Source organism: Bartonella sp. WD12.1, from assembly GCF_002022415.1.
In the GTDB taxonomy this organism is placed as follows: domain Bacteria; phylum Pseudomonadota; class Alphaproteobacteria; order Rhizobiales; family Rhizobiaceae; genus Bartonella.
This window is the reverse complement of record NZ_MUBG01000001.1, coordinates 1,192,901-1,213,707: the sequence shown is the minus strand read 5'-3', so window position 1 is coordinate 1,213,707 and position 20,807 is coordinate 1,192,901. Positions and strand designations below refer to the sequence as shown.

General features: G+C 40.6%; 21 protein-coding genes and 3 pseudogenes. 5 read left to right on the top strand and 19 right to left on the bottom strand.

Features of this window, described 5'->3' with window-relative positions:
- Positions 1–27 precede the first annotated feature (27 nt).
- The 7 genes and pseudogenes from BWD121_RS05420 to BWD121_RS05390 all read right to left on the bottom strand — a co-directional run bounded on the left by BWD121_RS05420 (position 28) and on the right by BWD121_RS05390 (position 8,281).
- A complete protein-coding gene (locus BWD121_RS05420) occupies positions 28–1,422 on the bottom strand; it encodes a Bgr_08870 family protein (protein ID WP_078663511.1) in 1,395 nt (464 codons plus the stop codon).
- Between the two features lie 13 nt (positions 1,423–1,435).
- Positions 1,436–4,594, bottom strand: coding sequence for a DUF4815 domain-containing protein (locus tag BWD121_RS05415; RefSeq protein WP_078663269.1), 3,159 nt, complete (start codon positions 4,592–4,594; stop codon positions 1,436–1,438).
- Position 4,595: 1 nt separating this feature from the next.
- On the bottom strand, positions 4,596–5,867 hold the full coding sequence (locus BWD121_RS05410) for a phage tail protein (protein WP_078663268.1): 1,272 nt from the start codon (positions 5,865–5,867) through the stop codon (positions 4,596–4,598).
- A 2-nt stretch (positions 5,868–5,869) separates the two neighbouring features.
- On the bottom strand, positions 5,870–6,694 hold the full coding sequence (locus tag BWD121_RS05405) for a baseplate J/gp47 family protein (protein WP_078663267.1): 825 nt from the start codon (positions 6,692–6,694) through the stop codon (positions 5,870–5,872).
- On the bottom strand, positions 6,691–7,020 hold the full coding sequence (locus BWD121_RS05400; protein WP_240536685.1) for a GPW/gp25 family protein: 330 nt from the start codon (positions 7,018–7,020) through the stop codon (positions 6,691–6,693). The genes BWD121_RS05405 and BWD121_RS05400 overlap by 4 nt, the downstream gene beginning before the upstream one ends.
- Positions 7,021–7,028: 8 nt before the next feature.
- A complete protein-coding gene (locus BWD121_RS05395) occupies positions 7,029–7,766 on the bottom strand; it encodes a phage baseplate assembly protein V (protein WP_078663265.1) in 738 nt (245 codons plus the stop codon).
- Positions 7,750–8,281, bottom strand: a pseudogene (locus BWD121_RS05390) (hypothetical protein). Before BWD121_RS05390 ends, BWD121_RS05395 begins: the two are co-directional and overlap by 17 nt.
- A gap of 135 nt (positions 8,282–8,416) precedes the next feature.
- Here BWD121_RS05390 and BWD121_RS05385 point away from each other — a divergent pair.
- From BWD121_RS05385 to BWD121_RS05370, 3 genes are all read left to right on the top strand, one after another.
- Complete coding sequence (locus BWD121_RS05385; RefSeq protein WP_078663682.1) at positions 8,417–8,680, top strand: type II toxin-antitoxin system RelB/DinJ family antitoxin; 264 nt, start codon at positions 8,417–8,419, stop codon at positions 8,678–8,680.
- On the top strand, positions 8,667–8,948 hold the full coding sequence (locus BWD121_RS05380) for a type II toxin-antitoxin system YafQ family toxin (RefSeq protein ID WP_078663681.1): 282 nt from the start codon (positions 8,667–8,669) through the stop codon (positions 8,946–8,948). The genes BWD121_RS05385 and BWD121_RS05380 overlap by 14 nt, the downstream gene beginning before the upstream one ends.
- Before the next feature lie 333 nt (positions 8,949–9,281).
- Positions 9,282–9,599 (top strand): type II toxin-antitoxin system HicB family antitoxin, encoded by a 318-nt coding sequence (locus BWD121_RS05370; protein ID WP_078663680.1) that lies wholly within the window; start codon positions 9,282–9,284, stop codon positions 9,597–9,599.
- A 69-nt stretch (positions 9,600–9,668) separates the two neighbouring features.
- Here the strand turns inward: BWD121_RS05370 and BWD121_RS05365 are convergent, their stop codons facing one another.
- From BWD121_RS05365 to BWD121_RS05320, 10 genes and pseudogenes are all read right to left on the bottom strand, one after another.
- Positions 9,669–10,013: a hypothetical protein gene (locus BWD121_RS05365; protein WP_078663679.1), complete on the bottom strand. Its 345-nt coding sequence runs from the start codon at positions 10,011–10,013 to the stop codon at positions 9,669–9,671.
- A 1-nt stretch (position 10,014) separates the two neighbouring features.
- Complete coding sequence (locus BWD121_RS05360) at positions 10,015–11,067, bottom strand: major capsid protein (RefSeq protein WP_078663678.1); 1,053 nt, start codon at positions 11,065–11,067, stop codon at positions 10,015–10,017.
- 139 nt (positions 11,068–11,206) lie between these two features.
- Positions 11,207–12,283: a major capsid protein gene (locus BWD121_RS05355; protein WP_078663508.1), complete on the bottom strand. Its 1,077-nt coding sequence runs from the start codon at positions 12,281–12,283 to the stop codon at positions 11,207–11,209.
- Positions 12,284–12,296: 13 nt separating this feature from the next.
- The gene (locus BWD121_RS05350; protein WP_078663507.1) at positions 12,297–12,662 is read right to left on the bottom strand and encodes a head decoration protein; all 366 of its coding nucleotides are present in this window, start codon (positions 12,660–12,662) and stop codon (positions 12,297–12,299) included.
- The gene (locus BWD121_RS08510) at positions 12,659–13,090 is read right to left on the bottom strand and encodes a hypothetical protein (protein ID WP_240536693.1); all 432 of its coding nucleotides are present in this window, start codon (positions 13,088–13,090) and stop codon (positions 12,659–12,661) included. The genes BWD121_RS05350 and BWD121_RS08510 overlap by 4 nt, the downstream gene beginning before the upstream one ends.
- 41 nt (positions 13,091–13,131) lie before the next feature.
- Positions 13,132–13,986: pseudogene (locus BWD121_RS05340) on the bottom strand (S49 family peptidase); the annotation flags it as partial.
- Positions 13,976–15,484: a phage portal protein gene (locus tag BWD121_RS05335; protein ID WP_078663506.1), complete on the bottom strand. Its 1,509-nt coding sequence runs from the start codon at positions 15,482–15,484 to the stop codon at positions 13,976–13,978. The pseudogene BWD121_RS05340 and the gene BWD121_RS05335, both read right to left, overlap by 11 nt.
- Positions 15,484–15,741, bottom strand: coding sequence for a hypothetical protein (locus BWD121_RS05330; RefSeq protein WP_078663505.1), 258 nt, complete (start codon positions 15,739–15,741; stop codon positions 15,484–15,486). Before BWD121_RS05330 ends, BWD121_RS05335 begins: the two co-directional genes overlap by 1 nt.
- Positions 15,742–15,744: 3 nt before the next feature.
- Positions 15,745–17,652, bottom strand: coding sequence for a phage terminase large subunit family protein (locus tag BWD121_RS05325; RefSeq protein ID WP_078663677.1), 1,908 nt, complete (start codon positions 17,650–17,652; stop codon positions 15,745–15,747).
- Positions 17,645–18,214, bottom strand: coding sequence for a hypothetical protein (locus BWD121_RS05320; RefSeq protein ID WP_078663676.1), 570 nt, complete (start codon positions 18,212–18,214; stop codon positions 17,645–17,647). The genes BWD121_RS05325 and BWD121_RS05320 overlap by 8 nt, the downstream gene beginning before the upstream one ends.
- 71 nt (positions 18,215–18,285) lie before the next feature.
- On the opposite strand from BWD121_RS05320, the gene BWD121_RS05315 reads away from it, so the two are divergent.
- Both BWD121_RS05315 and BWD121_RS05310 read left to right on the top strand, forming a co-directional pair.
- Positions 18,286–18,582 carry a BrnT family toxin gene (locus tag BWD121_RS05315; RefSeq protein WP_078663675.1) on the top strand — a complete coding sequence of 99 codons (297 nt, stop codon included), beginning with the start codon at positions 18,286–18,288 and terminating at the stop codon, positions 18,580–18,582.
- Complete coding sequence (locus BWD121_RS05310) at positions 18,569–18,841, top strand: BrnA antitoxin family protein (RefSeq protein WP_078663674.1); 273 nt, start codon at positions 18,569–18,571, stop codon at positions 18,839–18,841. The genes BWD121_RS05315 and BWD121_RS05310 overlap by 14 nt, the downstream gene beginning before the upstream one ends.
- Positions 18,842–19,183: 342 nt before the next feature.
- On the opposite strand, the gene BWD121_RS05305 is transcribed toward BWD121_RS05310, so the two are convergent.
- Together BWD121_RS05305 and BWD121_RS05295 are read right to left on the bottom strand one after the other, a co-directional pair.
- Positions 19,184–19,771 (bottom strand): phage tail protein, encoded by a 588-nt coding sequence (locus BWD121_RS05305; RefSeq protein ID WP_078663501.1) that lies wholly within the window; start codon positions 19,769–19,771, stop codon positions 19,184–19,186.
- A gap of 130 nt (positions 19,772–19,901) precedes the next feature.
- Positions 19,902–20,769: pseudogene (locus tag BWD121_RS05295) on the bottom strand (N-6 DNA methylase); the annotation flags it as partial.
- Positions 20,770–20,807 lie beyond the last annotated feature (38 nt).

The following is a 20,807-nucleotide window of genomic DNA, read 5'->3' as shown; positions in this document are numbered from 1 at the left end:
AAAGTACTGAAAGCTTTATAATTTAGATCACTGATCTTTTTCATATGGTTTCTTCCATATTCTTATAAGAACAGCACCATTAGCTCCATTGCCACTGGGATTATTTTGATAATGCGATCCAGCACCGCCACCACCAAATCCACGACCTGGTTTACCTGAAATAAAGTGCCCCCTGCCAGTCCCTCCACAGCCGCCTCTTGATGTATCCCCTCCAGCATCACCACCAAAGCCACTTTTAAATCTAGCATTGCCTTTCGTTCCCGAGCTACCATTGCCACTTTTGGCAAGATCTGGACGACCGTCCATTAATTCAGTAACGGTTTTTCCTTCTCCTCCAACACCACCTTGTCCTGAACTAGTGTCAGAAGCTCCCCACCCCCCACCGCCGCCTGTGGCTACGATAAGATTCTTTCCAACAGTTGTTTTTCCACCAGGATTGCCTGACGTATTTTTATCTTTTACAGAAGCTCCACCTTTACCAATGATGAAGTCTTCATGCTCATTCAAACTTGATTTATGGCCATACCATACTGAGCATCCTCCTCCACCGCCACCGCCGCCCAAATGTATCTGACCAGCTCCCCCACCAGAACCGCCGCCGCCCCACGCTTGGATTTCAACCACGGCTTCATCGGTTATCCAATCTGGCCACTTAATCTTCCCACTTTGTGTGTAAAGTAACTCGGCATCAGCACGCTTAGGCCAATGAACGAGCTTATTGATGACAACAGAGCAACTCGAGTTCTCATCAGTCAAAGACTGTTTTAGTTTTTCTATTTCTTCCGATATAGCTTTATCCGCTTGCGGTTTGGTGTAAACGGGTTTGCCATCAACCTTAAGAGGCCCTTTAAGCAAACTTCCAGTTGCATTTAACTGTGTCACCACTTTATCACTTTGTTTCAAAGTTAAAGAAGAGGTTTCAGTTAATTCAATGTCCTTTTCAACACTGACTTTACCTTTGAAAACATTGGTATCTTCCCACGCATTTTCACCAGACAAACACCCATAATCTTTCAAATCTACATTGACGCTTTCTACATACTCTTCAAGACCTGTGATATCTTCAATGGTATGCTGGTGTTCGCCTAAGAGCGAGAGAGCAGTGCCAAAGGCAAAGCGATCCTCACCTGATTTATACAAAACATGATTTTCAGCTGCATCGTTGGCACCTTGGATATCAGTTAAATCAACCAAGGCAAAGGTCTTATCTACCTCCATCTTTCCACTGAGTGCATCTTCAAGTCCACTGACTTCACTCATCTCATGAGTATGCTGTGAAGGAGCCTTCTCATCCACTTTTTCATCCAGATCAGAAACGGCTTGGTCAATGATAATCAGGTTTTTACGTAAAAGAGGAAATTCAGCGCTGATAAAACGACCTTCTTGAGGTAATTCCATTCCTAACTTCTCTGTTTTCGCCATGATATTACTCCTGTCACATAATTCCCGCACCAAAATCACTTGCCATAGAACGTGCAGCAGGACCGCCAGTTAATGTCAGTCTCAAACGCGCTTGCCCAGCTGTCTTATCTTCACTGACAAATTTACGTTCCGTCCAAAGTGGCTGTGCGAGTTGTTCTGTTTCTTCTAATTTTAGGGAAGTGAAATCACCATCATCCAGTTGCAGCTCCATTTTGAAAGTCGAACCGCCTGGTAAAAAAGTTTTAATATAACTGGTTAGTCTCGACTTTTCTCCAAAGGAAAAAGCACGTGTGACATAGGTTGCTTCTTTTCTAATCTTGCCCGCGATCAATTCAATGGGAGCAAACAACACTGGCGATAGCTTCCCGGTCCCTTTTAAAATGGCACGTAACTGGACTTTTTCACTGATATATTCCGTTAAACTCAGCAATTGGAACGGTAAGAGTTGATAAATTGTACCGTTGTTGCGTTCAATTTCAAAGATGACAGAACATTCACTGGAAGGCAATTCAATCGCTGCACGCACCTGCAAATCAGAACATTCTTTAAGATCAAACTCACCTAAATCGACAGTTTTTTCTGTTTGTGTATAACGAGCAGCAAGTACACGAAATGCTAAGGCTTCATCTTGATGAGCTGTCCATGTTTGCGCATTCACAGAAGAAAAACGAGGACCTGTGATATAAGGATGGCTAGAAACATATCTTTGGTTTTCTTCGTCAAAATCTCCAAGTTTTGCTAATGAAACAGAATGATCGCCATCATCTGTTTTAATGACAAAGGCGGTTAAACGATCATTAAGCACAGTTAATGGAACACTATAACGTGCTGCAGCCCATCCCGTTTCAGCCTCTTTCATTGAATAAAGAGCTTGTGCTTGAATGTCAGATGTAGGATAGCCATTGTCTGTTGTAACAAGATCAATCATCAAATCATGAGCACGATTACCAATCTTGCAAATATGGAAATCAATACCTGTTATTTGCCGCGTTTCATCAGGCGTAAAGACTTGTGCTTGCGGATCAGATTTCTTCCATACACGCACTGTTGTCACACGCCGCATAACCTGCACATCAATCACACCTTGCCCTGTGAAAAGGCCTGTAGCCGTTGTTTTTCCTGTACCAACAGCAATGACGTTCTTTGTTCCTGCTGTGATGTCTTTGGGAATTTTAAATTTCCCTTCAATAATGCCTTGAGGATTGGCAGTAAGTGTCTCTTTTGGTAAAACATTAACGCCATCAAATGTCAGACTTTCTAAAATCTCTCCTTTACCAAAGCCTTCAATCTTAAAGTTGAGATCAATTTGTCTTAAGAAATCAATTTGCTCTTGATGTGTGCTGACCAGTTCATCCTTCGTTTCTGTAGTACGACCACCCCCAGGACGGCTGCCCATCGACAATTCATTGGTCACACCTGAAAGCCAATCTGTACGCTGAACACGCCAGAAGTCCGTTGCAGGGGTGAGAGCGAGTGTGCCTGGCAATGGGTCAAAGTTTTGATAAGGATTGATTTTCTCGCAAGCAGTCATCAATTCTTGCGCAATGATGACTTCATTCTCCCAATCAAGGGTAACAGGCTCATTTAAGGAAGCGTAGTAAAATGTAGGCTCAATGGCAAGGCGTAACAAGCCATGACCTATGGCACCTGTTTGCTCGATTCCTTCATCACGAAGACTGTCATCAAGAAAAGGATCGGCAATCATCCCTTTTTTAGAGACAGGTTCTTTTGAATCAACATTGCTCTTAATCTTTTCAAGCTGTAACAACCGATCAAGGTCAAGAACACGGTTAAAATAGCGCCACATTTCAGCATAAGGGGCAACACGTGTGCCATTATTATCGACACGTGGATAATCAAGCCAATTATTTGTGATCGTTGCAAGCGATAAGATATCATCAGGAACACTAGGTGCTATGGGATTGTCTGCTGAAATCCCCTGAATGTAAACCACTCCACCTTGAGCATTTAAGCCTATGCGGTCAATACGAGGGAGTTTGTAGGTGTAACTGACAATAATATCTCCACCTTCAGCACCATCTGAAACAGTAATTTCCCGCGCTGTGACCTTATCAGCATCCACCTTTGCACGATAATGATAGGTGACCTCATAAGTGCTACCTGGTTTAGGCTCATCACCAGATAAAGACCAGTCAATCGTATCACCAGTCTTTTTAAAGTCTACACCTTCTTTAAATTCCTTATCCCCTTGAACGACTTTCACAAAACTGACAACACTTTTATCGGGAACTCCATCACGCCCTGAGGCTACGCCACCGCGGGTGACATTAGTGGTCTTTTCTTTTGTGAGTAAAATAGAGTGAACAGTTGCGATGGGAAAATAATAAGTTTCAAACGTAAAGCTTGTCTTCTCCGATTTAGTTGCCTTGGCTTTCTTGGATGTAAAGAGATGTGTTTCACTTGGCACTATACCTTCACAGTAGTCTTCTGGCTCTTCATGCCTTAAAGCAGCAAGGCGTTTATGCTTAAAGCCATTAATATTGGCTTCGCCTTCTTCTATACTAAATATTTGTTTGCCATCATTTTGTCCTAAGGCTGTCACCCGACAACCATTGACAATATAATGCCCATGAGCACGGTCATAAGTTGCAATAGCTTGCAAGGCAGGCTCTAACAATGAAGGGGGCTTCTGATCAATCAAAGTGCCATCTTGTAAGATATAGACGGGGAAGAAAACACCTTCTTGTTTGTCATTTTGTAAAGCCCATACAAGCTTTGCTGTTTCCCTTGCTGCTCCTGGTTCACCTTCTGCCAATGTGCCTGGAATTTGACCTAATAACTGTGGATCATCTTCATGGGTTATCCATTGTTTTTGGAGTTTCACACCGATCTCTACACGTCCAAGCATGGGGACATTGTTTAAAACGGTTTCTGCTACAGGGAAAATATCCCCTGCGATAAAGATTTTCCCTTCTGTCAAAGTGACTTTTTGAGTGCTTTGATCAACGAAAGCATCGGCACGCTCAATACGGTCACCTTCTTTGGCCACAAGTCTTCCTAAACGATCATGACGGCCACGAATAATGGTTTGAACTTCATTGAGTTCTGCGCTTTGAATAAAGGGGCGTTCTCCATAGAATACGACGCTTTGTTGTTCGTCTTTGCCTACAGATCGGTCAATTGCAAACGGCAAACCGCTTTCATGCTCCATATTAAAACCTCAATAAAATTTTGAATTGTTCACGAACGTCTTTACGTAAAGATAGAGAGACAGGGGTTTTGAGAATCTCCACGCCATCAATAAGCTCATCAGGCTCTAACCATAGTTTGCCAGGCGAGATATGTTTTGCAGGAGCCGCATGCACGAAAACGGAAACAAACGCTGCTTGTTTATCGTTGATATCATCAAACTGTGTTCGTGCTGCAAGCAAAACTTTTGTACCCTTTATAAAGGGTGTAAAGCGATGACCTGAATAACTGTAAACTCCATCTGAAACTCTTGTCACTTGCTGGACAATGTTACATCTTCGATAACCAATCAGCTTATTATTGTTATCTCTTAAAGCCAGATAAAGGGTGCGATCTTTAAACCAATTCGCCATCAATATATCGCGCCCATTTTTTTGATCTGATACCCAAGGAACATTTGCTTCATCCCATGGATAATCTAAACTTTTCCAACTGAACTCCTCATTCTCATCATCAATCCAATTGTCAATAAGTTCATCATTTTCATTATAAAGGGAACGATCCTTAAACTGAGATGCTATCAATACATCATGCTCACTTATTTGCGCTGACTCCCAAGGGAAATTTGCTCTATCCCATGGATAATCTAAACCTTCCCAAACGAGCTCTTCTTGATCATCAATCCAATTGCCAATGAACTTTCCGTCTTCTTCAGTTAAAGTGAGGCTTATTTCTTTAGAACGCCCAAAGGAAAATACTGTGCCGCTTTCTGTCACGCACACACCACTTTGAGAGTCAAACATGCTGTCATCTAAGCGAGATATATTCCCTTCTACAATGGGAGCGTCATAACCATGAATACCACGCCAAAGATCAGAGCGCAAACATTCAGAAAGCTTAACGATCCCTTCAATAGCTTTAAGTTTGTCTGTATCAGGCAATTGATCAAAATAAAGCTGGAATGAATTCCACCATTTTCGCTCTGGCCATGCTCCTACGAAATGTGCATTCAGATCTAACCATTCAAGCCCTTTATCAATAGCCGCTAAAGATCCACGTACCCGCTGCCATTCCGGTCCCGTTTCAAGCAAAACAGAGAAATCCGGAACATAAGATGTTAGTTCTCCAAGCCCATATTCTTCAACCAACCATGGCAAGAAGCTTGGGTCTATGATATCAAGCTTTGCACGAGAGATAAAATTGATTGAATCTTCAATGTCTTTATGAAAGTCACAAGCATCGGCAAGGCGCTTTTCAAATTGTGTTGTATTTGTTGGAAGTAAGCACCCAAGCATTACTATAGACGCCCTTTGAAATTGAGTGTTACTTTACCAATGGCTAAAACCTCTTCACTGGAGACGGCAATATCATTTGTTGGGTTAACAGCAATGACTTTTTGCACACCAGGGATCATCAGTTTTGAAATCCACCATGATGAACTCAACTCACGACCAAGGGCTTGCTCTTTCTTCCAAGCTGCCCGTAAATTTGCTTCCATTTGGGTTAAGATCTCTAAAGAGATTTCAGGTAAGAGCCAAACATCTGCTTCTAAATCTAAAACCTTTGTCACTGCAGCGTGAACTTCAATGGTATCATTGGTCATAATCACACTTTTATCCGTCAGCACTTCTTTGACTCTTTGTAATAATTCCTCACTCGCTGTTCCTTGCTCATTCTTGCCAAAAATAGCCACGTGAATGGTAGGATTTCTTCCTTTTCGATAAATGACCGCATCCTTCACACGATTATCTGCTGATAAGGCGAAATACCTATAATAAGGCTCTGTTCCACCCCCTTTACCAGCCCGTACACGAAGCTTAATGCGTTCACGATAGTTGTCATCGCTTTCACCTTCTAAGCGTTCAACACCATGCCACTCACCCAAAGCATCAAGAGCTTCCCCCTTTGCAAAATCAAGAACAGTGTTGCGTGCAGCCTCATTAATACGCTGCCTTAATAAAAACTCTCTGTAACTTGCAACCTCAATGATTTTAACCGCTGGATCACTTTCCAAAGGTGTGTAATTGGGTAAAAGCTGTTTTAAACTCTCAAGACAAGCAGCACGTATTTCTTCAATAGAAAGCTCTGGAATGATTTCTGGTTTTATGAAATCCTCATTCATCCTATCTGCAATCCTTCCATAGTGATTGGCTTTCCTGAAGGGATGTAAATTCCTTCAAAAAACATGGAAACTTTTCCCGGTTCAACAGAAGTTAAATTCACTTGTTGAAGCTTTAAACGAGGCTCCCATCTATCTAAAGCCTCTGCAACAGCTGCATAAATGGCAACCTTAAAGGTTTCATTGACTGGATCATCAATCAGATCAAGAACACGTGATCCATAATCACGACGCATAACCCGTGTTCCTATCCGTGTCGTTAAAATATCTATGATGGACTGACGCAAGTGATCAACTCCGACCATGGATTTGCCTGTCTGACAATTCATTCCTACACTCAAATGGGGCCTCCCGTCATAGCATTACCAGATGTAACACCAGGGTGTTTATGGCCACTTCCGACGTTAACACTATTATGCTTTAACCCACTTGATTTAACAGACACCTCACCACCCGCTTTGAGAGAGGTGCCACTACTTGATTTAAGGGACATATGACTGCCTGACTCAAGAGAAACCCCATCACTTGATTTGATAGAAACATCTCCCTCTGCCTCCAGTGTCATGTTTCCATCTGCTTTTAAAGTCATATCACTTTCTGAAATAATCTTTATGCCCTCTGGAGCGGTGATTTCTAATTCACCTCCTTCACCTTTCATGGAAACGCCGTCGGATATCGTTAAAATGAATTTGCCTTCTGACTTAATCGTCAATGAGTAAGTGCTTGTCTCATCGTCATATTCAACCGTTGTGCCATCAGGGTATATGGTTGTATGGATATTGCCCTTATCAGCTGCTTGATTGGCATCTGTATGAATAGAGCCAATAATCATCCCTTGTGATAAATCACCTGATGTGGAAAGGACAATAACTTGCTCACCCACATCACGTCCTTCATAGGAACGAGTTTTTCCTGCACGGGCCTGTGTATCTGGAATCCAATCACTTACAATATGACCGCTTTGAACACGATAGCGTGCGTTTTTATGATCAACGTGGCTAATCTTGCCCACCATAACCATATTGGCCACACGCCTTTTTAAATCTGTGATTTCGCTATCACGCCGCTCTAACATGGGGAATTTCCAGTGGTTTGATATTTATCCTCATTGTTAGGCCCTGTATCGGGATCAAAGCCTACACAAGGTTCAAAAAAGACAGCGCCTTCTTCTTCAGGAGGGATATTGGTTACATAAGTGACTTCAAAGGTTAAAATGGAACCATGCAATGCTAAGGAGCCATTATCACCAAAGGCCATGGCTATGTTTTGTAAACGACAGTTTTCAACTGTGTTGTTGAGACTGGGGTTGCTATGGAAAATCGTTTCTATTTCCCAGGCTAATTGATCAACAAAACGTGCTCCATTGTCTCTTGTGTCATAGCATTCAACATCAACCGTTAAAATACGTCGTCTTGCCCCATAATCGTGCCCATCTTCTATCGTTTCGTTTGGGGTCGACACATTAATGAACGGGTGATCTCCAGTAGAGAAATTAAAGTTTCGCATATTGTAAACTTCATCACCAGCCGCTGTCTTGCCAACCTTAATCAACTCAACAAACGTCTCTCTTAATGTATCTCGTGGATGCATCTTAACTCCTGTTATATTGTCAATAGGTAAAAGTATTTTCTGTTAAAATAACAAGACAACTCTGTGTTTGAAATTAAACATTAATTGTATTATATTGTATTACAGTGCAATACAAATGAGTTAGGAGAGACTGTTATGGTTACTAGTCGTATGGTTCAAGCACGTGTTCCAGAAGATATTCAGAATGTAGCTAGTCAGGTCATTCAAGCGTCGGGTTTGTCAGTAAGTGATGTGGTTAGAGTATTGATGACCCGTATCGCGCAAGATAAAGCTATTCCATCAGTGTTGTTTCAACCTAATGCAAAAACATTGGAAGCCTTTGCTGAACTCGAAACAGGTGGTTTAAAAAAGTTTAATTCAGTAGACGAACTATTTGATGATTTGTATGCGGACGATTGAGCGTACTACTATTTTCAAACGTGATTTCAAGCGTGAAATGAAAGGAAGGCATCGCCACCTTTTAGAGAGTGATTTGCGCAAAATTATTGAAGCATTAGCCAATGACCAACCGTTAGAACCGCGGCATTGTGATCATGCATTAACCGGAAATTGGAGTGATTACCGAGACTGCCATATTCGACCTGATTTGGTATTGATTTATCGTTTAATCAGTCAGGATAGATTGGTTTTGGTACGTCTTGGTTCTCATTCTAAACTTGATTTATGATTAAAGAATCGATCTCCTTTTTAAGCAATATCAGTTGAAAACTATGAAAAGCATTGATTAGTATCAATAGTGATATTATATATAAAATTATGAGTCATAAAATTGAAAAAATAGTCAACTTGATGAAAACATCACCAAAAAACATAAAGTTTTCAGATTTGTTGGCTGTATGTAGACATTTCTTTGGAGAACCGCGAAACAATGGTTCAAGCCATTTTGTTTTTTAAACCCCGTGGTTTGGAGATCCTCGTGTGAATATTCAAAAAAGTTCTGGTAACAAAGCAAAAGCTTATCAAGTCAAACAAATCTTACAAGCGATAGAAAGGATAAAGCATGAACAATAATCATTATACGTATCGTGTTTTGTGGTCGCAAGAAGATGAGGAATATGTTGGTTTATGTGCTGAATTTCCTTCTCTTTCATGGTTAGATGTTAAAGCAGAGAATGCTTTAAAGGGTATTATGAACCTCGTTACAGAAGTTGTTGAGGACATGCAACGCAGTGGAGAGGATGTTCCTGTACCTTTATCACATGTAAAATATAGTGGTAAATTTCAGTTAAGAATACCACCAGAACTCCACAGACAATTAGCAATTCAAGCTGCTGAAAATGGTGTGAGTTTAAATAGATATATTTCTTCTAAACTGTAGTTTCTTTCATTGATGTCTTATGTATTTGCTACCTTCCTATCTATGAAGATGGGAAAGTAATTAAGATATTTATTTCACATTAGACACAGATTCCTCACGTAGGATAAGCTTGTACATATTTGATTCTGAGGCTTGTACATTTGCGACAGAAAAATTCTCCTGGGAAGCAAGCAAAACAATATGATCTCCGAGTTCAGGTTGTACTCCACCAATATCGTTGATACAGACATCAAGTTCTTTTCTTGGGATTGTTGTTTTGATTCTTCCCCCCGCTTCTTGTTCTGCGTGCTTAATGCTGTAAATCGCTGTGATATGAAAAGATTGTGCTGTTTTCTTTCGCGTATAGATCACGGGCTGCCCAAAAGTGTCACGTACATCTTCAATCATTTGACTGAGCAGCCCATGCCATTGCATTTTATTGCGCCTTCACTACTGCCTTGAAGAGCATTTCAGGGCGTGTACAAATGAAGAGTGGGTAACTGTATACCTCAGGTCTCACCCATGCATTGCGTTCACGATCTACAATAAGCATCGTATAAAGAGATTTACCTATTCTATTAGCAAACTCCCAACTTTCACCTGGAGCAAAGGTTTTTTGGAATACACCAGGTACATTAACAGGAACAAATTGACATTCATCAGGTTTGATTCCTATGCTTCGTTCTGCATTAGATTTAGTGTCCACGTTATAGTTACCAATATTACGACAATTGATGAAAGTTACACCTGCAAAATCAAAACTATCAAAGAATCCAAATCCAATAGCACCGAGCTCTGAAATACCTTTTGCACTGTTTAATCTTTGTGCCAAGTAGATTTCACGAACTGTTTTGTGATTTTTTAATTTTGAAAAGAATTCATATCCACAAAGCCCAACAATCCGTGAACGATCAGAAAATGCACCACTTGATGCTTCCACCATATTGGTGACGACTTGATCAACTACATCTGCGACATCTGTTGTGTCCTCATTTAGTTTAAAATCAATAGGCTCTGGTGGTGTGATTTCCCATTCTTTATACCAATCATAAAGCACTGATCCATCAGCATCAAGAACAACACCTTGGATAGCTCCAAGCTGCATATTTTCCCAAGTAAGCTCAATTTCTTCAATCAGCTTCTTTTGTCTTTTAGCGATAAATTTCACCGCTGTTTCGAGTTTGTCTTCTGTACCAAATGCAAACCAGTTTTGGATTTCTTCTGATGATATAGTGTAGCCTTTAGCAATACGTGTTGTTTCAAAATATCGACAGACATCTCTATCAGCTTCCCGCAAAGGCATACTGCGTTGACTTGTTTGAATAAGTGATAACTTATATCTCTTAATATTAACTACTTTTCTTGTTGATTTAACTTCTTCAAAAAGATTAAGGGAGCCAATCAGACCTGGCTTAAACTCATAGTTTTCAAGCGCTTTCGTCATTTCTACCCGTGAAAAAGCATCTTGATTAAAAAAATCCATATTCATATTTGCACTATCCTATATGCTATAAATCGCTGTGATATGAAAAGATTGTCCTGTTTTCTTTTGTGTATAGATAATGGGCTGCCCAAAAGTGTCACGTACATCTTCTATCATTTGACTGAGCAGCCCGTGCCATTGCATTTTATTGTGCTTTCACTGTTGCTTTGAAAAGCATTTCAGGACGCGCGCAAATGAAGAGTGGATAACTGTATACTTCAGCTCTCACCCACGCGTCATTATCGCGATCTATAACAAGTGTAGGATAAAGAGGTTTACCGACTGTATTAACAACCTTCCAACTTTCACCCGGAGCAAATGTTTTTTGGAATACACCAGGCACATTAACAGGAACAAATTGACATTCATCAGGCTTAATACCTATGCTTCGTTTTGTCTTGGATTTAGTATTCATATTATAATCATGAATGTTGCAGTAATTAACAAACGTCGCACCAGCAAAATCAAAACTTCCAAAGCTTCCTAATTCAATAGCTCCAGGCGTTGCGATACCTGCTGTACTATTTAATGTTTGTGCTAAAGATGTGTTGAGATAAGTTTCACGAATTGTTTTGTGATTTTTTAACTTGAAAAAGAATTCATCTCCACAAAACCCAATAATTCGTGAACGAGTGGAAAATGTATTGCCTGAAGCTTTAACCATCTTGATGCGAATTTGATTAACCATATAAGAAACATCGGTTGTGTCCTCATTTAGTTTAAAATCAATAGGCTCTGGTGGTGTGATCCCCCATTCCTTATACCAATCATAAAGCACTGATCCATCAGCATCGAGAACAATACCTTGAATAGCTCCAAGCTGCATATTTTCCCAGGTCAGTTCAATTTCCCCAATCAGATTCTTTTGCCTTTTAGCGATAAATTTCATCGCTGTTTCAAGCTGGTCTTCTGTACCAAACTCTCGGCGGTCTTGAATTTCTTCCGCCTTTATTGTGTCGCTTTTAGCAATACGTATTGTTGGAAAAAACCGAACGTTGCGACTATCTCTATCAGCTTCTATTAAAGGTGCGCCGCGTTTACTCGTTGGAATGAGTGATAATTTGTTGTCACGTCTCTCAATTCCAACCGTTGTCTTGTTTGTCTCAACTTCCTCAAAAAGGTTAAGTGAGCCAATCAGATCAGGTTTAAACGCATAATTTTCAATTGCTTTCATCATTGTCACCATTGAGAAAGCATTGTGATTAAAAAAACTTATATCCATATTTGTATGTCTCCTATCGCAATAGAACGTTGTTTTTTTCTAAGATCTGAATGGCTGCTTGCTTTTTCTCTTCATCAATTTTGTCAGGCCATATCAGTTCAGATGCTTTTACCGTGCATAAACGCACTGTAATCGTTGCTCGTTGATCGCTTTGTGAGACATCAACATTGGCATAAGAAATGCCCGCTGGAATTTCACTGCCATCTGATGCATCAGGGTTAAACGGCACATATTTGCCCGTTGTTGTCACGAGCCCCATAACGGTTCCTGCTGCGATTTCAGATCCTTTTGCAAAGATGACTTCCTCGTTTGACATGTCAGGGTTGTAACGCCCAAGATAAGCACTATCATGAGGACCTTCATAAAAAACTTTACTCATTGTATTGCCCTCCAAACTTTGTCCCATTTTGCATAAATATTTGCCTGAGTATTTCCTTCCGGATGGGGTGCATAAGGCGATACAACTAAGGATTCGCTTTGTGATGTAGCATTAGCTAGAATAATGCTCTTTGCTTCCTCTAAGCTCATACCATCTTGAATAGCTTGTGCGGCATTAAAAGAAACACCTAGACGCTGAGCTTGCTTTTCCAGAGTCATAAAGCTCTGAGCACGCTTTCTTTCTTGTTCAAGTGCCGCTTGAATACCTGCATCCTTATCTTCATTAAAGACTTCAGCGTTAATACCAATGTCGACAGCGCTTACTTCTGCAGAAACTTCAATCTTTTCGCTTTCCTCTCCTGCAGGCAATTGTGTGGAAAGCTCACCATCATCTTTGGCGCGATATCTTGTCCGTAATAGATTCACCATATATTTAATTCCTTTGTTTGATTTCATATTCAGGATTATTGAATGGAAGCGGTTAGAGCTTCCAAAGCTTGTGCAAATGTGCCTTGCGCATCTGCTAACCCAAGCTCTACAGCCTGGGTGCCTATAAATGTCTCTGCTTTCGTGTCGCGGATCGCTTGAACACTCATAGATCTGTTTTGTGCAACTAAATTGACAAACATGTCGTAGAAAAGCGCACAATCTGCTTGCATCTTTTCAAGGGCTTTATCAGGCAGTGGCTCATGAGGATTTCCGTGAACTTTGTGATCCCCTTCATAGACAAAAGTCCATTTATATCCGTCCATTTCATCAGCACGCGACTGATCAAGGTGAGCGCATACAACTCCAATGGATCCAACAATTCCTGTGCGTGCAACCCAGATTTGAGAAGCCGCACAAGCAATGGCATAAGCTGCTGAACACGCCACTTCATTAGCATGTGCCCAAATGGGTTTGTTATATTGTTGTGAAAGCGCACGAAATTCGTCAACTAAATCAAAAACACCACCTGCTTCGCCACCACCACTATCAATATCCAATAGAATTGCATGAACATCAGGTTGCTCAATGGCTTCTTGAAAAGAGGCTTGCAAACCATTGTAAGAAGTTAATCCTGATGCTGCACTAAGCCATGCACCACGACGTACAAGTGTGCCATGAACCGGAAGAATAGCCACATGATTTTTAACCACATAAGTCTCTGGGGGAGCTTGAAAGAGGGGATCCTCTTGGGAAAATGCTCCAACTGGAAATTTACTCCCCTCAAAAAGGCGTGGTGTCATAGCATTGAGAATGACATCAAACTTTGTAGGGACAAGCATATGCGGTACATTAAAAAGTCGTGAGACCAAAAATGGCATATCAATATTATTCTTCATCTTCATGCACTTTATTGTCGAGATCACTTTCATCCGGTTCGTCAACGTTACTCAAACCAGTAGAAGAATCTTCACCATCTGTATCGAATGATAATCCCCGTGCTTTTGCGTCTTTTTGCTCTTCTTCCAACTCTGCATGAATGGTATCAATATCAAAACTACGCTCAGCAAGTGCCATACGTCGTGTTTTTAGACCTGCTCGGATTTCTTCTTTTTCAGCTGAGATGTCTTTATTGGGATCAATCATCTCAAGTGGGGGTGCAAAGCTTTCACATTGGATCCATGGTAAGGGATTTTCTTCCCATCCTGGTAATTCAACACACCCAGCAAGCACGGCAAATTGAACAAAACGTTCCCAAACAACGCGATTGAATTGAAAAGCAATGATATTTTCACGCCATTGTTTGATGTGGCGTCTAAACTGAATAATGGACGTGCGCACATTAGAAAAGTTCCCTCGTGTGACATCACCTGTGACAATGGCGTAAGGTATATTTAAAGCTGCTGCAATTTTTAAATTATTGCGATATTGAAAGGCCTCATAAGAGCCTCCAACTTCCACAGGGTTAGAGAATGTAATTTGTCTGTTGCCATCCACGACATTGATCGATCCTGGCGTCATTGGCAAGTCGGGAAGTTTTTGTGAGGGAGGTTCGGATTGATTTTCATCATGATTGTCTGGTGCCATCTCACCAGATTCTGACCCTGTGATAAAGACAGCAAAAAGAGCAGCGGTTCTTTTTCTCTCAATTTCTGCATCGTCATAACATTCAAGTTGAAAGAGTTTTGTCATACAGCGCGTAACTTTGGGGCATCCACGTAGTTGTCCTGCAGTGCGGCGATCTTTGATATGAATAACCAATTCAGCAGGGACTCTAACGCGTTCTTGATCTGTAAATAGCTGAGTTACCTGATGATCATCGTAAGGGTGACGCTTCCAAAAATGATAAGCAACACGCTTGCCCTTTGCATTAAATTCAATTCCCATACGAATGGTGTGGCCTTCAGTGTCTGCTGGTCCGTTGTAGGTTAAGTCCAGCATTTCTGAAGGGTAAATTTGCAATTGAAGAGGTACACGTGAGCGCTCATAAAAGTCGATATAATGTAGCCTTACAAAACACTCACCGGTTAAAAAAACCTCACGAGCAATTGTTGCTTGAAGACCATAAAAATTAGCATCTTCATCATAATCAGCCTCATCGACCCATTGCCACCAAAGATCAAGAAGCTTTTTCTTTTCTTCCTGAAACCCTTCAATTCTAGGATAAGGCTTAATTCCATCACCTACTGCTGCTGAGACCCATTCTTCCGTTGCAGATCCGTAAAGGGGTTCATTGTCATAGAGCCATCTTGAACGAGCAACAATTGTATCACCACATTCTTCAATGGCTTTATTGATGTGTTTTTTTGCAGGATCAAACCCATTTAATCGACGGCTACGACTTGCTGCTTCAAAATGGGGGTTATGATTGATTTGATGTATAAGAGAAGATGTCATTAATAGCCTCGTGATGCCCTAAGATAAAAAGGATGGAAAGGATATAAAGGTTTGTACCCTTCAAGAAGAGCTATTTCATCGGCCAACATTGTAAGGGCTTTGCGTATATCTTCAGTCGAACGATGATTGACTTGCTTATCGCCGTGGCGCACAGACTGTGCACCTGAATAAAGAGCATTTTCCAATTGTTCTCGTCGTTTTTTAAGCTGTGCAAGTCTTTCGTATTTCCAGTTTATTTGCTTTGATTTTTCGTACATAGATTACTCCCTATTGCCTTGCATGTAGGCGCTGATCGATGTTCTGATAAGTTGCTTTTGAGGTTTTGGTCTCAGTCTTTTTGGGTAGTGTGAAGCTGTTGAAGGGGTTTCAACATTTTCAAGTCTTTTCAAGCGCTCTTCTAAGATGTCGACTTCTTTATTAAGATTGAGACCTGCTAAAATCAGACCCTGTAAGGCAGCGTAAGCATAAACCCTACAATCGAGAGCCTCGTTTCTTGCTGTTTCACTTTTATGCCATTCTATCCGTTGATGGCCTTTAAAATATTTGATGACCTTTTTTTCAGCAGTCAGCTGCTCAAAATATTCTCTATCAAGGTTTTTATGAAAGTGCGTTGCACCAGCTCCTGATGCTTCAGGACCTGATTTTTTAAAGCGCCTTGTGATGGTATCTTTTGCTGAATCAACACCAACGATATATAAATTAATCTGTCCTTTGTTGTTTTTACTGGGGCGACGTGGCCATACAGGGCGTGATCCTGCGTGTCCTTTAATGCCCCAGATACGCTTTCCTTCACGAGGACGCACATAATTGTAAACGTCTTGTGTATGGTTACCCCCTGTATCAATACAAGCTGCTGCTATCTTTATTCCGTCTTTGAAACCAGGATGGGGCCATCGTTTTTGAAGATACTCATCCAACTGATCCCAAACGTCTAGAGAAGAGGGGTCACCCGGCAGAACTTGATAATCAATGTTCCAACTTTCCTCACCACGTCCCCAACCTACAACTTCAAGCTCTAAGCGATCATTTTGTACATCAATGCCTGCTGTGAGAAGGACTGCTTTGGCAGGGGCAAGAGGATAGTCTTCACGTTGGGCATACAGGCTATCTGGATCAATGACTTCTCCTGATTTATCTTCCCATGGTTCACCTAGAATGATGTTAACAAAAGTCTGTAAAAGTGCGGGGTCATCTTTAGATTCTAAGAACTTGAGAGCACACTCTCCCCATGTCATCCAAGGTGAATAGAGTGCTGAAATATGGTAAGAGCGCAAACGAGGTCTAATTGGCTCTTGTGTTGGTATCCAACAAGCTCCCCTTTCTTCAGACAGTAAATCTTCCTTACGGTGTTCAGCATGCTCATGACCGCAATGCGCACAAACAAATACAGCCTGTTCAGGAGCCCCTTTTGGCCATTTAATTTGTGACCAGACAATAGGTTGAAGCGTGCCACATCCATCACAAGGTACATTGTAATATCTCTGATCTCCTAAAACAAAATCTTTAGCTATACGACTTGTGTCACGATGAGTTGGTGTTGATAATTTAAAAATCTTGCGTTGAATAAAAGTTGCAGTACGTGCTTCAGCAAGATTGACAGGATCTCCTTCTCCATCAACATTCAATGGATAGCCATCAACTTCATCAAGAACCAAATAACGAATAGGCATTGATCGCAAGCCAGCAGCACTATTGGCTCCTGTAAGCATTAATACCCCACCATCAAATTCTTTCGAAAACATTGTATTCCCACTATCCCTAGCGCGGGCAGGAGAGATACGTTCGCTTAATGCAGGGCTGGCCTTAATCATAGGGTCAAGACGGGTCTTAGATACTTTCTTTGCCATCTCAACTGTAGGCATCACATAAAGAACAGGACCAGGACTATGGTGAATAGCATAACCACAAAAGTTCAAGCCAGCCTCTGACATATCAATCTGTGCACCTTTCATCACCACTGTTTTTTCAACGGGTACGTAAGAGGAAAGATTGTCCATGATTTCCCGTAAATAAGGGGTACGTTTAGTTCTCCATAATCCAGGTTCAGCACTGGCTACTGTACTCAAATAACGGTTTTTATCTGCCCATTGTGAAACTGTGTAAGGGGGATCTGGTTGACATGCTTGACTGGCATGAAAATAAAAAAAACCTTCTCCTGTATCAGTCATTCTTTTCCTCCTTATGATCGGGAGTGTCTTGATCATGGAAAGGAACCGGAACTTTTATGATCTCCTGCAAAGCTTCTCGGATATAGTGATCAATGGCACCAATCAGACTTGCGGCATTACACTCAACCTTTGCTGCAATACGGGCACCGTAACGATGAGGAAAATGCAGCATGATATCACGATAAGCTCTTCCAAAATTACGTGCTTCCCTCCTTACTTTTTCACGGTCAAGTGTTGTTTCTTTTTTCTGCTCAAGATCAATCGTTTCACTTTCAAGTGCAATTTGCATTCTCTGGAGTTTTATCTTGTGTTCATTAGCCCCTTCTATAGAAGCCTGCTTTGTCTTTGTGCGAGGCTTTCCATCATCGCCTACAATATAGGCTTGCTTGGTGGGATTCTCATTCCATAAAGCTGTTGCTAATTTTTCATTGATAGAACCGTCATCATAAAGCGCTTCATCAAACTTCCCCGTCTTAAAACGGGCAATAACCGCATTAGGATAAACGCCCATCTTCTTCGCAAACGCTCGAGCCGATATTCCTTCTCTATTCTTTTTATTCATGTTTTACCGTGATTGAATATTTTTTTGAAAATCTTATTGTATTTGTAGATACATTTTGATATACATATGTTATGAAAAACATTAAGATATGCGGCATAAACTGGGACGAAGGTAATTGGCCTAAATGTGCTAAACATGGAGTTTCTAAAAAAGAAATTGAGTATCTATTCTCCGGTCATGGTCATCTAGTTATTAAAGATGATCCAAATGTTAAAGAAGAACGGTTGAGAGCTATCGGGAAAAGCTATAATGAGCGATACATTTTTTTAGTTTTTACCCTAAGAACAATGAACAATAAATTATTCGTGCGCCCAATTAGTGCTCGCTATATGCATCAAAAGGAAATTGATTTTTATGAAAACCTCTAAGTTGAAACAGATGCCTGTTTTTAAAACAGATGAAGAAGCAGAAAACTTTGTAGATACTGCAGATCTCACAGAGTATGATTTAAGTGGCTTTAAACCTGTTCATTTTGAATTTCTACCTAAAGAAGCTTCTATTAATATTCGTTTACCTCAAGTACTTATGAGCGCTTTAAAGGAAAAAGCTAAAAACAAAGCTGTCCCTTATACACGTTATGTCCGGCATCTTATTGAGCAAGATTTACAGAAAAGTTATCGTGATTGACATCTTCTCAGCTTAACATGCAAGCTGCTTACGATGTTAATGTACTACAAACTGAAAAAGCTGACGAATTTGCTAAAATAGATAAATTTAAACAAATGGCTTAGAAACTATCCCGTTATAAAATAGAAACATTGTACAATGCACACATATAAATTGTTACTTATCAATAAGTTATGTGTACAATGTACAGTTATTTAAAAATTCTGTCGCTAGCGATATGTCGCGCTTGATTGCCCCGCAACACACCTACCCCACTGGAAAGTACCTTTTAAAAACTTTTCTCTCGATAATTTGGTTTGAAACATTAAAATCATCATATGCTTTGTATGTAATTGGTATGGTTTAAGAGCGTGGGGCCTTTTGATTGACCATATATTCTTGCCGAGCAATTTGGCTCTGGATGTTTTTGGTTAGCCTCTCACGTGCATGGTGTTCAATAGAACTTGAGACCTTTGGTTTAGACATGACATAAGCAATCGAGGTGCCATCTTGTTTTGCAATGGGGAACCTATCTCCAGAGGTTCTTGTAAAGACGTGTCCTCCCATCTTTAGATTGACACGCTCTGGAAATTTCCCACCTCGGATAAAACCATGGGGCATGACTTCTTTTTTGCCAAAGATTTTATAAATCACACCACGTTTCGTTTCCCTTGCCTTAAAAATCTTAAGAGGCAATGGTGAAGCTGAACCAATGATATCCGCTTCAAGAAATTTAGCTGTGGCTTTGCCGCTAATGTAGACACCTTTCTTAACGCGCTTTGGTGGAATTGAAGCATCTTCTGCAACTTTCTTTTCTGCAAAACGTTCAACCTGCTTTGCTGTGGTGTTAATCGCATTACGCAATGCCCAATGAAGACGTGGGGCTTGAAGACTTGTAAAAGTATTTTCTGCCTGTTGCAGATACCACTTGGCATGGATCTTTAACCCCAAAACCTAATCCTTTTTAGTGTATAGTTTTTTGAGTATCTTCAATTTCTCTCATTTCCAATTTTGGAAGATGACGAACAATTTTCATTGTTTCTAGACTTACAGTAATTACCCGTTGAAACAATTCTAAGGGGTAAGCAGGATTACCAATAATGACACGAATATCTCGTTTTTCCTGACGTGACTGACATTTATTGTTTTGCTTCATGCAAATCACTCATCTGATCTTTTCCCTGCTCATAAAGCTGGAATGTATCGGTTAAACAAATCCCTTCAAATGGCACATAATCTCCACCCATAATGCTATGATATGTGGCTTCAATATTAATGCCCGCGATATAGTATGCTAACGGTACTATTTCATTGGCATAGATTTCATGACGGAATTTATATTCCATCTCCTCTTTTTTAATCAGTCCAGATTGTAAAAGCGGTGTGATAAAAGTTCCCGTTCCCGTAAACGGGTCCATAATCTTAACACCAGGTGAACCAAGTGTTTTGCCAAATTCAGTTTGTAATACCTCATTGACTGAGTGAATAATAAAATCTACAACCTCAATAGGAGTGTAGACAATACCCAGTTTTTGAGCAGTGAGTGGAAATGCATAACGGAAAAACTTTTCATAAATCTCTAAAATCAATTTTTGCTTTTCTTGTGGATCGGTAAGTCCACTGGCCCGTAATTTTACACCAGCGTAAAAGCTTTCAAGATCTTTAGATTTTTGCTCAAAGTTAGCTTCTTTAAGCGCGTCAAGTACACGCTGTATAGCAGGTGACACAGGATTTTCACGAGTAAACTGGTATTCTTCAAACAACACTTTAAACACAGGAAGCATGATAATATGCTGTGCAAGCATTTCAATCGCATCGCCCTCTGTGGTTGTGTTATTTAAATCATCACGCAATTTTGCTAAAAAACTGTCAAAGGCCTGCCTAACTTCAGTATCTGGTTCGGCTAAAATGCTTGTTAAGCGCGTGATATAATTTTTAACAGTTTCAGCAAAGCGCTCAACTTGCTTTGCATGGCTATTTGACTTCA

What these genes read in the sequence shown, in the direction of transcription:
- BWD121_RS05420 (WP_078663511.1), bottom strand. Translation starts at nt 1,422, where the DNA reads ATGGCGAAAACAGAGAAGTTAGGAATGGAATTACCTCAAGAAGGTCGT.
- BWD121_RS05415 (WP_078663269.1), bottom strand. Translation starts at nt 4,594, where the DNA reads ATGGAGCATGAAAGCGGTTTGCCGTTTGCAATTGACCGATCTGTAGGC.
- BWD121_RS05410 (WP_078663268.1), bottom strand. Translation starts at nt 5,867, where the DNA reads ATGCTTGGGTGCTTACTTCCAACAAATACAACACAATTTGAAAAGCGC.
- BWD121_RS05405 (WP_078663267.1), bottom strand. Translation starts at nt 6,694, where the DNA reads ATGAATGAGGATTTCATAAAACCAGAAATCATTCCAGAGCTTTCTATT.
- BWD121_RS05400 (WP_240536685.1), bottom strand. Translation starts at nt 7,020, where the DNA reads ATGAATTGTCAGACAGGCAAATCCATGGTCGGAGTTGATCACTTGCGT.
- BWD121_RS05395 (WP_078663265.1), bottom strand. Translation starts at nt 7,766, where the DNA reads ATGTTAGAGCGGCGTGATAGCGAAATCACAGATTTAAAAAGGCGTGTG.
- BWD121_RS05385 (WP_078663682.1), top strand. Translation starts at nt 8,417, where the DNA reads ATGGTTACTAGTCGTATGGTTCAAGCACGTGTTCCAGAAGATATTCAG.
- BWD121_RS05380 (WP_078663681.1), top strand. Translation starts at nt 8,667, where the DNA reads ATGCGGACGATTGAGCGTACTACTATTTTCAAACGTGATTTCAAGCGT.
- BWD121_RS05370 (WP_078663680.1), top strand. Translation starts at nt 9,282, where the DNA reads ATGAACAATAATCATTATACGTATCGTGTTTTGTGGTCGCAAGAAGAT.
- BWD121_RS05365 (WP_078663679.1), bottom strand. Translation starts at nt 10,013, where the DNA reads ATGCAATGGCATGGGCTGCTCAGTCAAATGATTGAAGATGTACGTGAC.
- BWD121_RS05360 (WP_078663678.1), bottom strand. Translation starts at nt 11,067, where the DNA reads ATGAATATGGATTTTTTTAATCAAGATGCTTTTTCACGGGTAGAAATG.
- BWD121_RS05355 (WP_078663508.1), bottom strand. Translation starts at nt 12,283, where the DNA reads ATGGATATAAGTTTTTTTAATCACAATGCTTTCTCAATGGTGACAATG.
- BWD121_RS05350 (WP_078663507.1), bottom strand. Translation starts at nt 12,662, where the DNA reads ATGAGTAAAGTTTTTTATGAAGGTCCTCATGATAGTGCTTATCTTGGG.
- BWD121_RS08510 (WP_240536693.1), bottom strand. Translation starts at nt 13,090, where the DNA reads ATGGTGAATCTATTACGGACAAGATATCGCGCCAAAGATGATGGTGAG.
- BWD121_RS05335 (WP_078663506.1), bottom strand. Translation starts at nt 15,484, where the DNA reads ATGACATCTTCTCTTATACATCAAATCAATCATAACCCCCATTTTGAA.
- BWD121_RS05330 (WP_078663505.1), bottom strand. Translation starts at nt 15,741, where the DNA reads ATGTACGAAAAATCAAAGCAAATAAACTGGAAATACGAAAGACTTGCA.
- BWD121_RS05325 (WP_078663677.1), bottom strand. Translation starts at nt 17,652, where the DNA reads ATGACTGATACAGGAGAAGGTTTTTTTTATTTTCATGCCAGTCAAGCA.
- BWD121_RS05320 (WP_078663676.1), bottom strand. Translation starts at nt 18,214, where the DNA reads ATGAATAAAAAGAATAGAGAAGGAATATCGGCTCGAGCGTTTGCGAAG.
- BWD121_RS05315 (WP_078663675.1), top strand. Translation starts at nt 18,286, where the DNA reads ATGAAAAACATTAAGATATGCGGCATAAACTGGGACGAAGGTAATTGG.
- BWD121_RS05310 (WP_078663674.1), top strand. Translation starts at nt 18,569, where the DNA reads ATGAAAACCTCTAAGTTGAAACAGATGCCTGTTTTTAAAACAGATGAA.